This is a genomic window from Vibrio profundi, from assembly GCF_043642225.1.
GTDB lineage: Bacteria > Pseudomonadota > Gammaproteobacteria > Enterobacterales > Vibrionaceae > Vibrio > Vibrio profundi_A.
This window is the reverse complement of the sequence record NZ_JBHZSF010000003.1, coordinates 332,451-348,765: the sequence shown is the minus strand read 5'-3', so window position 1 is coordinate 348,765 and position 16,315 is coordinate 332,451. Positions and strand designations below refer to the sequence as shown.

The 16,315-nt window shown below is 42.8% G+C and carries 16 protein-coding genes; 1 reads left to right on the top strand and 15 read right to left on the bottom strand.

From position 1 onward, the window contains the following. Window positions 1-78: 78 nt before the first annotated feature. From rnhB to rpsB, 15 genes are all read right to left on the bottom strand, one after another. Complete coding sequence (rnhB, locus tag ACHUFI_RS08170) at window positions 79-699, bottom strand: ribonuclease HII (RefSeq protein ID WP_394248006.1); 621 nt, start codon at window positions 697-699, stop codon at window positions 79-81. Window positions 700-705: 6 nt separating this feature from the next. Beyond that, the gene (lpxB, locus tag ACHUFI_RS08165) at window positions 706-1,899 is read right to left on the bottom strand and encodes a lipid-A-disaccharide synthase (RefSeq protein WP_394248005.1); all 1,194 of its coding nucleotides are present in this window, start codon (window positions 1,897-1,899) and stop codon (window positions 706-708) included. A gap of 82 nt (window positions 1,900-1,981) precedes the next feature. Further along, on the bottom strand, window positions 1,982-2,770 hold the full coding sequence (gene lpxA / locus ACHUFI_RS08160; protein ID WP_394248004.1) for an acyl-ACP--UDP-N-acetylglucosamine O-acyltransferase: 789 nt from the start codon (window positions 2,768-2,770) through the stop codon (window positions 1,982-1,984). Window position 2,771: 1 nt separating this feature from the next. Continuing rightward, entirely contained in the window at window positions 2,772-3,224 is a 453-nt protein-coding gene (fabZ, locus tag ACHUFI_RS08155; RefSeq protein ID WP_394248003.1) for a 3-hydroxyacyl-ACP dehydratase FabZ, read from the bottom strand. 93 nt (window positions 3,225-3,317) lie between these two features. Continuing rightward, window positions 3,318-4,349 (bottom strand): UDP-3-O-(3-hydroxymyristoyl)glucosamine N-acyltransferase, encoded by a 1,032-nt coding sequence (gene lpxD, locus ACHUFI_RS08150; protein ID WP_394248002.1) that lies wholly within the window; start codon window positions 4,347-4,349, stop codon window positions 3,318-3,320. A 6-nt stretch (window positions 4,350-4,355) separates the two neighbouring features. Next, window positions 4,356-4,856: an OmpH family outer membrane protein gene (locus tag ACHUFI_RS08145; RefSeq protein WP_394248096.1), complete on the bottom strand. Its 501-nt coding sequence runs from the start codon at window positions 4,854-4,856 to the stop codon at window positions 4,356-4,358. A 26-nt stretch (window positions 4,857-4,882) separates the two neighbouring features. Continuing rightward, complete coding sequence (gene bamA, locus ACHUFI_RS08140; RefSeq protein WP_394248001.1) at window positions 4,883-7,294, bottom strand: outer membrane protein assembly factor BamA; 2,412 nt, start codon at window positions 7,292-7,294, stop codon at window positions 4,883-4,885. Between the two features lie 48 nt (window positions 7,295-7,342). Continuing rightward, window positions 7,343-8,701 carry a sigma E protease regulator RseP gene (gene rseP, locus ACHUFI_RS08135; protein ID WP_394247999.1) on the bottom strand — a complete coding sequence of 453 codons (1,359 nt, stop codon included), beginning with the start codon at window positions 8,699-8,701 and terminating at the stop codon, window positions 7,343-7,345. Beyond that, window positions 8,698-9,906 (bottom strand): 1-deoxy-D-xylulose-5-phosphate reductoisomerase, encoded by a 1,209-nt coding sequence (gene ispC, locus ACHUFI_RS08130; protein ID WP_394247998.1) that lies wholly within the window; start codon window positions 9,904-9,906, stop codon window positions 8,698-8,700. Before ispC ends, rseP begins: the two co-directional genes overlap by 4 nt. Window positions 9,907-9,957: 51 nt before the next feature. Next, window positions 9,958-10,800 carry a phosphatidate cytidylyltransferase gene (locus tag ACHUFI_RS08125; RefSeq protein WP_394247996.1) on the bottom strand — a complete coding sequence of 281 codons (843 nt, stop codon included), beginning with the start codon at window positions 10,798-10,800 and terminating at the stop codon, window positions 9,958-9,960. A gap of 12 nt (window positions 10,801-10,812) precedes the next feature. Next, a complete protein-coding gene (locus ACHUFI_RS08120) occupies window positions 10,813-11,568 on the bottom strand; it encodes an isoprenyl transferase (RefSeq protein ID WP_394247994.1) in 756 nt (251 codons plus the stop codon). A 96-nt stretch (window positions 11,569-11,664) separates the two neighbouring features. After that, complete coding sequence (frr, locus tag ACHUFI_RS08115) at window positions 11,665-12,222, bottom strand: ribosome recycling factor (protein ID WP_394248094.1); 558 nt, start codon at window positions 12,220-12,222, stop codon at window positions 11,665-11,667. Window positions 12,223-12,320: 98 nt separating this feature from the next. Beyond that, window positions 12,321-13,052 (bottom strand): UMP kinase, encoded by a 732-nt coding sequence (gene pyrH, locus ACHUFI_RS08110; protein ID WP_004738586.1) that lies wholly within the window; start codon window positions 13,050-13,052, stop codon window positions 12,321-12,323. Between the two features lie 203 nt (window positions 13,053-13,255). After that, on the bottom strand, window positions 13,256-14,101 hold the full coding sequence (gene tsf, locus ACHUFI_RS08105) for a translation elongation factor Ts (RefSeq protein ID WP_394247992.1): 846 nt from the start codon (window positions 14,099-14,101) through the stop codon (window positions 13,256-13,258). Between the two features lie 128 nt (window positions 14,102-14,229). Next, a complete protein-coding gene (gene rpsB / locus ACHUFI_RS08100) occupies window positions 14,230-14,961 on the bottom strand; it encodes a 30S ribosomal protein S2 (protein WP_394247990.1) in 732 nt (243 codons plus the stop codon). A 435-nt stretch (window positions 14,962-15,396) separates the two neighbouring features. On the opposite strand from rpsB, the gene map reads away from it, so the two are divergent. Further along, the gene (gene map, locus ACHUFI_RS08095; protein ID WP_394247988.1) at window positions 15,397-16,236 is read left to right on the top strand and encodes a type I methionyl aminopeptidase; all 840 of its coding nucleotides are present in this window, start codon (window positions 15,397-15,399) and stop codon (window positions 16,234-16,236) included. The last annotated feature ends 79 nt before the right edge of the window (window positions 16,237-16,315 follow it).

The window sequence follows — 16,315 nt, the reverse complement described above, 5'->3', positions numbered from 1 at the left end:
GAATTCTAGGAAAGTTACCTAGGTTTACTGCTTATCGCTATTTTAACGTTCGAAGCGAAATAGTATATAAAGAATGGCCTATTCGATGCCTAAGACTTTTTTCACTGGTTTGAAGCTTTTTCGGTACTGTTCGATAACACCATGCTTTTCAATCGCTTCAAAATGCGCTTTAGTCGGATACCCTTTATGCTTAGCGAACCCATATTCTGGGTGTAACTTATCAAGCTCTTCCATTTCCTGATCGCGTACCACTTTTGCGATAATCGATGCTGCGCTGATTTCGGCTACTCGTAAGTCCCCTTTTACAACCGCAACACCATCCATCGGAAGCTTTGGTACACGGTTGCCATCAATCAGCGCCAAATCAGGCTGAACCGACAGTCCTTCTATCGCACGCTGCATCGCAACCATTGTCGCTTGGAGAATATTCAGTTCGTCGATCTCTGCAGGGCTGCAACGTCCAACCGACCAAGACAATGCTTTTTCTTTAATTTCAGGCAATAATGCAAGGCGCTTCTTTTCAGATAGCTTCTTAGAATCATTTAGCCCTTCGATTGGGTTGTTCGGATCTAAAATAACCGCAGCAGTGACAACATCTCCCACAAGAGGACCTCGACCAACCTCATCAACACCTGCTACCAACGCATAACCTTGAGGGTATTCAAACGGTGGGAGTTCTTTCTTTTCTTTAGCTGCCATTTCACTCTACTCAATGATTGGTTTATTAATTAGCTTCAACACCGCGTTAGCAGCCTGCTTATCAGCACCTTTACGAATCCAGTGATGCATTTCTGTAAAACGCTCAATCAAAGCTTGGTTATCCTGAGACAACATGGTTTCTACTGACGGCGTAAGGTAATCGGCATGGCACTCTTCTAAGATGTGCTCTTTCACCAACTCTTCGCCCGCTAAAATGTTTGGTAAAGATACAAACTCGGTAATGGCTAGTTTCTTAACTATCCAACCCGTTAATTTATTCACTTTATAACCAACCACCATCGGGCGCTTTAGTAGCATACATTCTAAGGCAACGGTGCCTGACGCAAGCAAGACGGAGTCCGCTGCGGTAATTACATTTCGGGCGGTGTCTTCAACGGTCTTAAACTCAAGCTCTGGTGCCACTTCTTTCCAAATCTGTTCAAATTGTTGTTTACGCTGTTCATTCACCGCAGCAACAACAAAGTTGATTTGTGGATAGCTCTTCTTGATCCGTTGACACGTCTCAATAAAAGGCTGAGCAATGAGCTTCATTTCACCGCCACGGCTGCCCGGTAAAACCGCTAACCACTGCTTATCTTGCTCTAAGCCGAGAAGTTCTCGAGCATCTGCTTTATTAGGCTCAAGTGGAATAGCATCTGCCAGTGTATGACCAACAAACTCGCAAGCGACGTTGTATTTATCGTAGAACGCTTTTTCAAATGGAAGGAAAGCCAACACCAGATCCGTTGCCTTGTCGATTTTAAAGATACGCTTTGGACGCCATGCCCATACTGATGGGCTAACGTAATGGACCGTTTTTATACCTGCGTTCTTAAGGTCTAATTCCAACCTCAAGTTAAAATCTGGGGCATCAATCCCAATGAAGACGTCCGGCGGGTTCTGAGTGAAATACTTAACCAGCCCAGCTTTCACTTTTAACAAACGAGGTAGGCGGCCGAGCACTTCTACTAAGCCCATCACGGCAAGTTCTTCCATCTCAAATAGAGACTCACAACCTAGCGCTTTCATTTTCGGCCCGCCAATGCCCACAAACTCTGCATTTGGATACTGCGCTTTGATCGCTTTAATAAAACCTTCACCAAGCGTATCGCCAGACAGCTCTCCAACAACAATACCTACACGCAGAGGCTCGTTAGATACAAAGTCCGAGTTATTGGTTTGTACTTCTTGCTGTGCCATAGTTTTCCAATTCCCTTCTCGCTTAAAACAAAAAAGATCGCCTAAATAGTAGCGATCTTTTTTATGCTAATCACACTAAGTATTAACGAATAATACCGCGCTCAGAGTTCTCTAGCATGTCTAGCATAGGACTTACCGAAGCAAACTCTTTCGCCATTTCCACTAAAGCAGCTTTCGCTTCTTCAAGTGTTTTGCCAGAGCGGTAAAGCTCTTTGTACGCTTTCTGTAGTGCACGAATTTCTGGTTTTTCGAATCCGTTACGCTTCAGACCTACAAGGTTAAGACCAAATGGTGCAGCGTGGTTACCTTGTGCAAGTACGTACGGCAGTACATCTTGAACGACAGCAGAACAACCGCCAATGTAGGCGTAAGCACCAATGGAACAGAACGGGTGAATCGCAGAAAGCGCCATTACACCAGCGTAATCGCCAACCGTTACGTGACCGCCTAAGATAGCATTGTTACCAATATGAGTATGATTACCAACAATAACATCGTGCGCTACGTGAGCGTTAACACAAAGCAGGTTGTCATCACCGATCACAGTGGTTGCTTTATCTTGCACCGTACCACGGTGGATTTGAACCGCTTCACGAATCACGTTGCGATCACCGATCACAACCGTTGTATCTTCACCACCGTACTTTTTATCTTGGTTCTCTTCACCAATAACAGCATGTGGGAAAATGCGGTTTTCTTTACCAATGGTTGTGTGACCTTTGATCACAACATGCGACATGATTTCTGTGTCATCACCAATGGTTACATTACCAGCAATGTAAGTAAAAGGGCCAACCGTTACGTTTGCGCCGATCGTTACATCACCTTCGATAACTGCAGCCGGGTGAATTTTTGCTGTTTCATGAATCATATTAAAACTCTCTACGAGCACACTTAAGTTCAGCTGAACATACCACTTCGCCGCCTACTTTTGCCACACCGTTAAACGATGCAATACCACGACGCTCTTTTAGGAACTCAACTTCAATAACTAATTGATCACCAGGTACTACCGGCTTGCGGAATTTAGCTTTATCAACACTTGCAAAGTAGTACAACTCATTTTCAGACGGTGCACCAAATGATTTAAATGCCAATAAACCAGTTGCCTGAGCCATTGCTTCTAAAATCAGTACACCAGGGAAAACTGGAAGTTGAGGAAAGTGACCTGTGAATTGAGGTTCGTTAACAGACACATTCTTAATCGCTGTAAGGTTCTTCGCTTCTTCGAAGTTAGTTACACGATCGATCATCAAGAATGGGTAGCGATGAGGTAGTAGTTCCTGAATTTCAGTAATATTCATCGTTTTCTGTTCAGTAGTCAAAGTCGTATTCCTATATGTATTCTTTATTCAGATTGTTGAGAATTATAAACGAAAAAGACTCGCAATTCGCGAGCCTTTCCTAGAAATATGGAATTAAGATTCCTCATTCTTCTCGATTAGCTTTTCAACTGCTTTAAGACGCTTATTCATCTCGTCAATGCGATGAACTCGAGTAGCTGTCTTTCGCCATTCTTTATTTGGTTGCAATGGGATACCAGATGAATACATTCCCTTTTCAGAAATGCTGCGCATAACCATACCCATACCGGTAATTGTAACGCCATCTGCTATTTCAATGTGACCATTGATCACACTACCACCACCAATAATACAGTACTTACCAATGGTGGTACTGCCAGCAATAATAGTACCACCCGCTAAAGCGCTACCATATCCGATGTGAACGTTGTGTGCGATTTGAAGTTGGTTATCTAAAATAACATTGTCTTCGATAACCGTATCGTCAAGTGCACCGCGGTCAATCGTAGTACACGCACCAATTTCTACACGGTTACCAATGCGAACAGTGCCAACTTGCGGGATCTTAATCCACTCGCCTTTCTCATTCGCGTAACCAAAGCCGTCAGAGCCAATCACTGTATTTGATTGAACCAAACACGCTTCCCCCATAATCACATCATGATAAATACTGACATTAGCCCAAAGCTTAGAGCTAGCACCAATCTGAGCATTTTTACCGACGAAACAACCTGCACCAATAATGGCGTTATCACCAATTACTGCACCCGATTCGATCACTGCATTTGCACCAATCGAAACATTTTCACCTAACGTAACGTCACTAGCGATGACAGCCGATTCGGCAATATCTGTAGCGGGTGTAGGTGTGGTATCTAGTGCTTGGGCGACTTTTGCAAAAGCAACATACGGGTCAGCTACAACCAATACATTTGTTGTACAAAGCTCTCGCTCGCTTTCTTTCAACATCACAGCTGTAGCTTTACAATCGGCTAGATGCTTGCTGTATTTAGCATTAGAAAGGAAAGTAATGCTCCCTTCATTTGCTTTGTCCATCGGCGCTACCGCTGTAATGACAGATTCGCCATCACCGTGTAGCTCGCCCCCAGTTATTGATGCCAATTCGGCTAAAGTCAGTTTTGTCATAAATGATTATTTTAATGATTTAATTACTTGTTCAGAAATATTGTACTCTGGCTTGCCATACTGCATTGCTTGAATATCAACAATAACGTCATAGCCTTCTTTCTCAGCTACTTTTTGTACTGCATCTTGAATCACTTTGAATAGCTTTTGCTTTTCTTGAGCTTCACGACGTTGGCTTGCTTTTTCTAATGCTTGCGCTTTGATCTTGTACTTGCTGTCTAGCTGGCCAATCTCGATACGTAGTTTTTCTACTTCTTCTTGACCTAACAATTCACCGTCACGCTTTAGCTTTTCAATTTTAGTTTTAGCTTCAGCTTGGATTGTTTGCAATTCAGCCGCCTTGTCTTTGAACTCTTCTTGCATCTTTTGTAGAACGACTTCGCGTTGTGGCAGCGCTTGAAATACCTGAGCTGTATTAACAAAACCTACTTTTTGAGCCGCTTCAGCAGCGTTTGCAAAGAAAGATGAGCTTAATACTACAAGGCCAAGGCCAGCTGCTTTAATCATGTTTTTCAAAATATTGTCCTTTAAATTTAGAAGGTTCTACCAATAGTGAATGTAAAGAATTCTTCATCATCACCATCGTAAATTTTTGTTGGTTTTGCTACTGAGAAAACCAAAGGCCCCATTGGAGACATCCACTGAAGTGCCGCACCATAAGAAGCTCGGTAGTTCGTTGGATCTGAATAGTCGTAGTAATAGTTTCCACCAGACGTCACGTTACTTGGATCTTGATAGACGAATTCAGTATCCCAAACGCTTGCCATATCAAAGAAGACACTGGTACGAATTTGGTTACGAACCTCATCAGATGCAAATGGCGTTGGTACAATTAATTCAACACTCGCTAAAGCAACCGCGTTACCACCTACGGAGTCATCGGTAGCCGTGGTGTGTGTTGGGTTGTTACCTACGTTTTCACTGTATACGGCTTTAGGGCCCGCAGAGTTAGAGCCAAAACCACGCAGCGTTGTAAAGCCACCTGCATAATAGTTTTCATAGAATGGGAACAAGTTATCGTTGCCATCCGTTTGACCGTAGCCATTACCGTAACCTAAACGACCTCGCATCAATAGTGTGAATTCACGCTTTTTCGTCAGGGGAATGTAATGTCTTACGTCATACTGCGCTTTGAAGTATTTCACATCAGAGCCAGGGACCGTCATTTTGTAGAATGCACGTTGGTGGTTACCTTCCGTAGGGAAGAAACCACGGTTTAAGTTATTACGTGTCCACGAAATATTGACATCAAAGTCGTTCACAGCAAGTGTGTCGGTTCCACACTCATTCAAACTACATAAGAACTGGTCAATTTGAACGTATGAATCTAGATTCGAGATCTTGTTATGGGTGTAACCCACACCTAACTCAATTCGATTCAATTCATCTACCGGGAAACCCCACGTTAAGCTAGTACCGTAGCTTTCGTTGGTATAGTCGACAATACCAGCTTCAGATGCTTCGAACGTATTGTAGAAAACCTTACCACCAAGGCTCACACCATCGAGAGTCCAGTAAGGATCACGATAATCTAAAGAAATATTCTTTTGGTAGTCGTTCATCATCGCGCTAATACCAACGCGATCACCAGAACCAGCAAAGTTATCTTGTTGTAAACCAACTTGGAAACTCACACCTGACTCTGTACCGTAGCCGACACCAAAGTTGATGCTACCAGAGTTTGCTTCTTTAACGTTATAAACCAAATCAACTTGGTCTTCACTACCTGGTACACGCACAGTCTGAACGTCAACAGTTTCAAAAAAACCTAAACGATTTAATCGGTTTTTACTCAATTCAATAGACTTAGAGCTCAACCAACTACCTTCCATCTGAAGCATATCGCGTCGTAAGACTTCGTCTTTGGTTGAGTTGTTACCTGTAAAACGAATATCACGAACGTAAATACGATTGCCCGCTTCAACGTTAATAACCAAAGAAACTTCTTTGGTCTCATCGTTAAATTCAGGAATAGTGCGTACCTGCGGGTAAGCATAGCCAGATTCACCCAACACACGCTTAACGTTTTCTTCTAAACTGGTAACGAGTGAACCGTTATAGGTATCGCCTTCCTCGAAAGGTACCATAGATTCAAACTGCTCTTTTTGACCAATTAGCTCGCCACGGAAAACGACATCTTTAACCTTGTACGCTTCACCTTCATCAAGACCAAGAGTAATGTATACACCTTTCTTATCCGGCGAGATCGCAACTTGCGTCGAGTCTACTTTGAACTTTAGGTAACCACGATCTAGATAGTAAGACTTCAGCCCTTCAATATCTCCGGCTAATACCTGCTTCTGGTATTTTTCATCGGCTAAGAAGTTCCACCATGCTACGTCAACATTTAAGTTAAAACGGCCTAATAGCTCTTCATCAGAGAAAACTTCATTACCAATGAAATTAATTTGTTGAATCTTTGCAGATACGCCTTCTGTGAAAACAAACTTCAAATCAGAACGGTTTCGAGGAAGCGGCGTGACGACAGCTTTAACTGTAGCGTTATATTTACCTACACTATAATAAAAGTCCTCAAGGCCTTTTTCGATATTGCTTAATGTCGTGCGGTCTAAAGCTTCACCTTCGCGGATACCAGAAGCTTCCAAGTTTTGTTGGAGTTGCTCTTCTTTAATTGCTTTATTCCCAGAAAAAGAAATACTCGCAATCGTTGGGCGTTCTTTGACTTGAATGACCAAAACGCCGTCATCGCGCAGTACTTTTACATCTTCAAAGTTTCCTGAAGCATAAAGAGCGCGAATGATTTCAGCTACGTCTTGCTGACTCACTTCATCACCAATACGAACCGGCATTTTTAGCAATGCAGCACCCAGTGCTACACGCTGTAAACCTTCAATTTTGATATCTTGAACTACGAAGTTCTGTGCACCATTCGCTGCCACACTAGTGGCTAAGAGACTTGCGAATAGAATTTGCTTAATCGCCATACTTATTCTAATTATTCCTTGCTACTACTAGACCCTGTGATAAACCATTCACAGACGAGTAAAATCGTTAAATATTGCTAGAGCCATTAAAGAGAAAATAACTGCACCACCCACTTTATATCCAACTTCTTGCACCTTTTCTGGTACGGGTTTGCGAGTGATGGCTTCAATAGCGAAAAATAGTAAATGACCACCATCTAACATTGGTAACGGTACTAGGTTGATAATACCTAAATTCACACTGATAAGAGCCATAAAACTTAAGAAGTAAACTAAGCCGTAATCGGCAGTTGCTCCTGCGCCCTTAGCAATCGAAATCGGTCCACTCAAATTATTCAGCCCAACATCGCCGACGATTAGTTTTTTAATCATGCTCGCCGTTAAACTAATAATTTGACCAGTTTTATCAATGGCTTTACCAACTGATTCAATTACACCAAATTGAAGGTCGAAGCGATAGTTTTCCGGCCATTCTGCGACTTCAGGTGCAATCCCAGCAAAGCCAATGATTTGCCCATCACTTAACTTACGACTATCTGGAGTCAATGTAAGGCTAACCGTTTGGCCTAAACGAGATACTTTTACTTCGATAGGCGTATTAGGATTCGCACGAATGCCTTCAACAACCTGCTCCCATTTATCAATCGAAGTACCGTCAAACTCTACAATTTGATCGTTTGCTTCAAAACCAGCTTTGTGACCTGCGCCACCCTCAACAATATTAACCAAGGTGGTGGAAACTTCTGGAGTGAATGGCGTAAAACCAAGAGAGGTCATCGCAGACTCTACTTCAGGGTTAAATTTCCAGTCACTGATATTCAACTGTAATTGCTGTTCGATTCCGATGTTATCTGATGACGACACGGTGATCGTCATTGAATCTCCACCAATATTCGAAATCAGCCCCATATTAACTGATTCCCAATCTGCGGTTTTGATTCCTGAAACAGATTTAAGTTCCATCCCAGTTTCAATTCCGGCTTCAGCAGCAATTGAATAAGGAGTCACTTCCCCTACAACAGGCTTGACAGCAGGAACACCGATCACAAAAACAAGCCAATAGGCCACTACTGCAAAAATAAAATTAAATGCAGGCCCAGCCGCTACGATAGACGTACGTTTCCAAAGTGGCTTTTTATCAAACGCATATTGCTGTTGATCCTCAGGGACATCATCGATTCGCCCATCCAGCATTTTTACATAACCGCCAAGTGGAATCGCAGCGATGCTGTATTCGGTTCCATCTTTACCGATCTTGTTCCACAAGGATTTACCGAACCCTATGGAAAACTTTTCAACTTTTACACCGCACCGGCGAGCTACCCAAAAATGACCAAATTCATGGACGGCAACCAATACACCAAGAGCGACAATAAACGCTACAAAGTTCCATAAAACCCCTGTCATATCAAACGCTCTCTAATTATTTCATTTGCTAAATTGCGGGCTATTTTATCTAGCTCGAGCAAGCTTTCCAAGCTATCAAGCACACCGTCACTGTGTTCTTCACATACTTTAAGCATGACTTTTTCATTGACCACAGCAATATCTGTAAATTTAAGCTTATGATCTAAAAAAGACGCTACCGCTACTTCATTTGCTGCATTTAAAGCTGTAGTGGCATGTTGACCGATATAACAAGCATCAATCGCCAGTTTTAAACATGGGTAACGCGCGAAATCAGGCTCAAGGAACGTTAATTCCCCGACCTTAGTAAAGTCCAAAGCCTTTACTCCAGCGTTTACACGTTCAGGATAAGACATGGTCAATGCTATTGGCGTCGCCATATCGGGTTCGCCCATCTGCGCTAATACAGAACCATCACGATATTGCACCATAGAGTGGATAACAGACTGCGGGTGAATAATGACTTTTAATTGTTCACGTGAAGCATTAAACAGCCACTTTGCCTCAATGTACTCAAGCCCTTTATTCATCATAGTGGCTGAATCTACTGAAATTTTAGGCCCCATAGACCAATTCGGGTGAGCAACCGCTTGTGCTGGAGTCACCGAGTTTAATTCAGCAACGTCCATGTATCGAAAAGGGCCACCAGAGCCTGTTAATAAAATATGATCAATTCCACTGGCTTCTAGATCACATGAACCAAGGTTTTGTTGAACCTCTGAAGATAGACATTGAAAAATAGCATTATGTTCACTGTCTACTGGTAATAATTCCGCGCCGTATTTTTTCACAGCATCAATGAATAACTGCCCCGACATCACAAGTGCTTCTTTATTGGCTAACAGCACTCGCTTACCTGCTTGGACTGCCGCCATCGTCGGAACAAGACCTGCGGCACCTACAATGGCGGCCATGACAGTATCAACTTCTTCACAAGATGAGACGTGACACATCCCTTGAGAGCCAGAAAGAACTATCACCTCTAGTGATTGCTCATTTAAGGCTTCTTTCAACTGATCCGCAGCATGTTCGCAATCCATAACCGCGTACTTTGGTTGATATGTTTTAACCAAAGAAAGCATTTTTTCGACATTCGTTCCCGCTGCAAGCGCAACAATAGAGAATTGACTGGGATTTTGATCAACAACTTTGAGCGTGCTTGCACCGATAGAACCAGTTGCACCAAGAATAGTTAATTTTCGCATCACATAATGACCATGGATAAATAGAAATAGGGCAGATACCTGCCCTATTAATTAGAATGCTAAATAAAGCAGCGCAAAGACAGGAAATGCGGCAGTGAGACTATCAATACGGTCTAATATACCACCATGCCCCGGAATCAAATTACTGCTGTCTTTGATGCCAGAGACTCGCTTGAACATACTCTCTACTAGATCACCAAGAACACTGATCACAACGGTTACTAATGTAATCACTATCATTTGAATAGGGCTTGAGAACTGGATCTCAAATAAATCGGCAAAAACCCAAGCCACAATCACCGCAGTAATGATACCGCCAATCAAGCCTTCAATCGTCTTATTCGGGCTAACTTCCGGCGCCATCTTTCTCTTTCCAAAGCTTTTGCCAGAAAAGTATGCACCGCTATCTGCTGCCCAAACTAATAAACAAACAAACATCACAAGCTTAGCACCATGATAAGGATCTACATCCAAACCATTTGCTCTTAAAATGACTACACTCCAAAAGAATGGCAATAGAGTCAAAATACCAAAGCTATGACGAAGGAGCGTGGAATTTTTCCAGCTCGGCATCGATTTAGGGTAAGTCACCGCAAGAGCACTCGCAATTAACCACCATACAAAACCAACACCCAACATGACAAAATGTATATCAGAAAGATTATTTAAGCTAAACGCATCAAATGGAATAAAAACGAAACTCGCCGCACTTATCGCAACCGTTGGGATTAACGCTAAATAGCGAGACTTACTTTCAACAAACTGTGTCCATTCCCAAAAGCCTAGCAAAGTAATCACTGCAAGAGCCAAAATAAACGTAGGAAGGGATAATTCAAAAATACCTAGAATAACTAGAGGAGCCAAAATCAACGCTGTTATGATTCGCTGTTTCAAACTAAATAATCCTTATTGGGTTTCCATCAGGGCTTTTACTTGTTCGCCAGTACAGCCAAAGCGTCTTTCACGATTGATAAACCAAGTTACAGCTTCTACTAAGCTGTCTTCATCAAAATCTGGCCAGAATTGCTCGGTAAAATACATTTCAGCATACGCCAATTGCCAAAGCATGAAATTACTGATTCGGCATTCGCCACTAGTACGGATCAGCAAGTCGACTTCTGGAATGTCAGACATCGTTAAGTGCTGAGTGATCAATGGCTCATCAATATCATCAACAGACAGGCTGCCTTGTTTAACTTCCAAAGCGATTGTTTTCATCGCCTGCTGAATATCCCACTTACCACCATAATTAGCCGCAATATTCACAACCATGCCAGTGTTGTTTTGAGTGAGAGCTTCCGCTTCATTGATTTTCTTTTGGAGGCGGTCGTTAAAGCGACTGGTATCACCAATGATTCGTAAGCGTAAATTATTTTTATGTAGCTTTTTAACCTCGCTCGAAAGAACGGTAATAAATAGCTCCATCAAAATACCAACTTCCTCTTCTGGTCGACGCCAATTTTCACTACTAAAAGCGAATAACGTAACCGCTTTGATACCTAATTTGGCAGCAGAAGAAATGGTTTTTCGAACAGCTTGAACGCCATTTTTATGGCCAAAAACTCTTGGTTTTCCTTGAGCCTTTGCCCAGCGACCATTGCCGTCCATGATGATAGCAATATGTTTTGGAAGGGAATCTGTGAAAGCTTGAGAAGTATGCATAAAAGGGGTAATTAGATTCTAACGATGGGACAGAGTAGCATAAAAAAACGCTGAACTGTGAGTACAGCGTTTTCCAAGCTTAAGAGTGTGACGGAATTATACTTCCATTAACTCTTTTTCTTTTGCAGCTAGAACTTCATCTACGTTTTTAACCGCAGCATCAGTCAGTTTCTGAATTTCGTCTTGAGCTTTACGATCTTCATCTTCAGAAATTTCTTTGTCTTTAAGCAGTGCTTTTAGATCGCCATTCGCGTCACGACGGATGTTACGGATAGCAACACGGCCGCCTTCAGCTTCACCACGTACGATTTTAACTAGATCTTTACGACGTTCTTCCGTTAGCGGTGGAAGTGGAACGCGGATAACCGTACCTGCTGACATAGGGTTTAAGCCTAGGTCTGAAGTCATGATTGCTTTTTCAACAAGAGGTGCCAATGTTTTATCAAACACTGTAATCGCTAGAGTACGTGCGTCTTCAGCAATAACGTTAGCAACCTGCGTTAGAGGTGTTGGTGCACCGTAGTACTCTACTGAGATACCAGAAAGTAGGCTTGGGTGTGCACGACCTGTACGAATTTTTTGCAGGTTGTTACGTAGTGCATCAACACTTTTGTCCATGCGCTCTTGAGCGTCTTTTTTGATTTCGTTAATCACAATTTCACCTTGATTATGTTCTTTCTTCAAGAAAGCTTTTTATTTGGAGTGATAAGGATAAGCCTACTAAAGTATGTCACTCTAGCAAGCCCGAAAAATTAGTCAGCGTCGCTGATTAATGTACCTTCAGTTTCACCCATAACCACGCGACGTAATGCGCCTGGTTTATTCATGTTAAATACACGGATTGGCATTTTGTGATCACGTGCTAGCGTAAATGCAGCCAAGTCCATTACTTTAAGCTCTTTCTCAAGAACTGTGTTGTAAGACAAAGTATCATACAGCTCTGCGTCTGGGTTTGCCACTGGGTCAGCAGTAAATACACCATCTACTTTTGTCGCTTTTAGAACTACGTCAGCTTCAATTTCAATACCGCGTAGACAAGCAGCAGAATCTGTAGTGAAGAATGGGTTACCAGTACCAGCAGAGAAGATCACAACGCGACCTTGACGTAGTTGGCTGATTGCATCTGCCCAGTTGTAATCGTCACATACACCTTTAAGAGGGATTGCAGACATCACACGTGCGTTTACATAAGCACGGTGTAGCGCGTCACGCATTGCAAGGCCATTCATTACCGTTGCAAGCATACCCATATGATCACCAACAACACGGTTCATACCCGCTTCAGCAAGACCAGCACCACGGAACAGGTTACCACCACCGATAACAACACCGACTTGAACGCCAAGTTCTACCAATTCTTTTACTTCCTGAGCCATACGATCAAGGATCGTTGGGTCAATACCAAAACCTTCTTCGCCTTGTAGAGCTTCACCGCTAAGTTTTAACAGGATACGTTGATACGCTGGTTTAGGGTTTGTAGTCATGGAGTTTACCTTCCAAAAAAAGAGTTGATGATTAACAGTCATGAATGAAAACTCATACAGGTAATTTTCATTCATAACTATTAACTGGTGGCTTTTGCACAAAGTCATGAATACTTAGAAAGTCATTCATCAAAAACTAGTACTTCAGTCATAAAAAGACCGCAGCATAGGCCACGGTCTTTTTTCACACAATACGCTAAGGATTAACCTTTTTGTACCGCTGCAACTTCGTCTGCGAAGCTCATTTCTGCAGCTTTCTCGATACCTTCACCAACTTCTAGACGTACGAAGTTAGATACTGAAGCGCCTTTTTCTTTAAGGATTTCGCCAACAGATTTCTTAGGTTCCATGATGAAAGCTTGACCAGTTAGAGAGATTTCGCCCGTGAATTTCTTCATACGGCCAACAACCATCTTCTCTGCGATCTCAGCAGGCTTGCCTTCGTTCATAGCGATTTCAACTTGAACAGCTTTTTCTTTCTCAACTACGTCTGCAGGTACGTCTTCTGGGTTAACGAACTCAGGACGAGATGCAGCAACGTGCATTGCAACGTGCTTAAGAGTTTCAGCTTCGCCTTCACCAGCAACAACAACACCGATTTTCTCGCCGTGACGGTAAGAAGCTAGTGCAGCGCCTTTAACGTACTGTACGCGACGGATGTTGATGTTTTCGCCGATTTTTGCAACTAGAGCAACGCGAGTGTCTTCGAACTGAGCTTGTAGTTCTTCAGCTGTAGCTTGAGAAGCTACTGCAGCAGCTGCAACTTCTTCTGCGAAAGCAGTGAAGCTAGCATCTTTAGCTACGAAGTCAGTTTGGCAGTTAACTTCAAGAAGAGCAGCAACGCCGTTCTCTTCTTTGATGATGATTGCGCCTTCAGCAGCAACGTTACCAGCTTTTTTAGCTGCTTTCGCTGCGCCAGATTTACGCATATTTTCAATTGCTAGTTCGATGTCAGCGTTTGCTTCTACAAGCGCTTTCTTACATTCCATCATGCCAGCGCCAGTGCGCTCGCGAAGTTCTTTAACTAGAGCAGCAGTTACAGTTGCCATTCTCTATTCCTCGGTTGATTCGAAATAAGGTAAAAATCAGGGGCCAATTTGGGCCCCTGATGCTAACTATAACTTAGTTTATGTTTAAACTACGTTTCACGAAAACTAAGTGTGATTCAGAGTCGCTATTATTCAGCTTCTACAAAACCATCTTTTTCAGCAACTACAGCAGCAACGTCTTTGTTACGACCTTCTTTAACCGCGTCTGCAGCAGCGTTTAGGTAAAGCTGTACTGCACGGATTGCGTCATCGTTACCTGGGATAACGAAGTCAACGCCGTCTGGGTTAGAGTTAGTATCAACTACAGCGTAAACTGGGATACCTAGGTTGTTAGCTTCTTTAACTGCGATGTGTTCGTGATCAGCATCGATTACGAATAGAGCGTCTGGTAGGCCGCCCATGTTCTTGATACCACCAAGAGATTTCTCTAGCTTCTCCATTTCGCGAGTACGCATTAGAGCTTCTTTCTTAGTTAGCTTGTCGAAAGTACCGTCTTGAGCTTGCGCTTCAAGATCTTTCAGACGCTTGATAGACTGACGAACAGTTTTGTAGTTCGTTAGCATACCGCCTAACCAGCGGTTGTTAACGTAGAATTGGTTGCTGTTTACAGCAGCTTCTTTAACAGCTTCAGATGCAGCGCGCTTAGTACCAACAAAAAGAACTTTACCTTTCTTCTCGCCAACTTTAGCGATTTCAGCTAGAGCGTCGTTGAACATTGGTACAGTTTTTTCTAGGTTGATGATATGAACCTTGTTACGAGCACCAAAGATGAATGGCTTCATTTTTGGGTTCCAGTAACGAGTTTGGTGACCGAAGTGAACACCAGCTTTTAGCATATCGCGCATTGATACAGTTGCCATTTTAAAATCCTCTATGGGGTTAGGCCTCCACATCCCCCATGAATCCGACCCCTAACATCTACCTGTTAAAGCACAGATAGTTTTACTGTTGAGGCACCCCGGAACATGTGTCGGAATGTGTGTGATTTAAAGATAATTAAGTTTAGACTAAAACCCTGCTTCGCCATACGGAGAGAACAGTCCTTGAGTCCGGCGCGCTTTATACCATATTTTGGTCATCTGTGGCTAGAAAAAATTCACTTTTGGACAAAAGAGAGAACTCGATTGCAACACTTGGGGACCTCATCTTTTTCTTCCGTGATAGTGTGATTTTTATAAACTCTTCATTAGCCTCCCTAAAGCTAAGGTTAAGGTACGCTTGCGCTTATGAGCTGCACTGCTAAAATACCCGCCATATGCACATCTTCCGTGCAACCGAATCAATAGAGAAAGTCGATGTCCGTAAAAATTAAAAACGCTGAAGAAATCGAAAAAATGCGCATTGCCGGCAAACTTGCTGCCGATGTACTAGAGATGATTGCCCCGCATGTAAAAGCAGGCGTGACGACCGAAGAGTTAGATCAGATTTGTCACAAGTACATTACTGAAGAGCAAGGCGCTATTCCTGCTCCTCTTAACTACCATGGTTTTCCTAAGTCGATCTGTACTTCAATCAACCATGTTGTTTGTCACGGTATACCAAGCCAGCAAGATGAGCAATTTGGCGCTATCTCTCGCCCGGCAGTTTTAAAAGATGGTGACATTGTTAATATCGATATTACGGTGATTAAAGATGGCTATCACGGTGATACGTCTAAAATGTTCTTAATCGGTGAAGTGTCTCCAGCCGATCGTCGCCTATGCCTTGTCGCACAAGAAAGTTTATACGCGGCAATGAAGAAGGTTAAACCGGGTGTTCAACTTGGTGAGATCGGTACGACTATCGAGAAGTACATCAAGACAAACAACAAAAATAACCCTCGTGCTAAGTTCTCTATTGTTAAAGATTACTGCGGGCACGGAATCGGTGCAGAGTTCCATGAGGACCCTCAAGTCGTTCACTACAAAAACAGTGATCGTACAGTTCTTAAAGCTGGTATGTGTTTTACCATTGAACCAATGATTAACGCAGGTAAGTTCGGTTGTCGTCTTGATGATGAAGATAACTGGACAGTTTACACTGGCGACAGCAAGAACTCGGCGCAATGGGAACACACATTACTCGTAACCGAAAAGGGTTGTGAAGTTCTTACATTACGTAGCGATGAGTCAATCCCACGCCTAATGAACAACTAATTTGTTCATCTTTTTAATGAAAATGCCCTCGCCTCGACGAGGGCATTTTTTATCTGCTGATATTCTGGTAAGTTAGCTC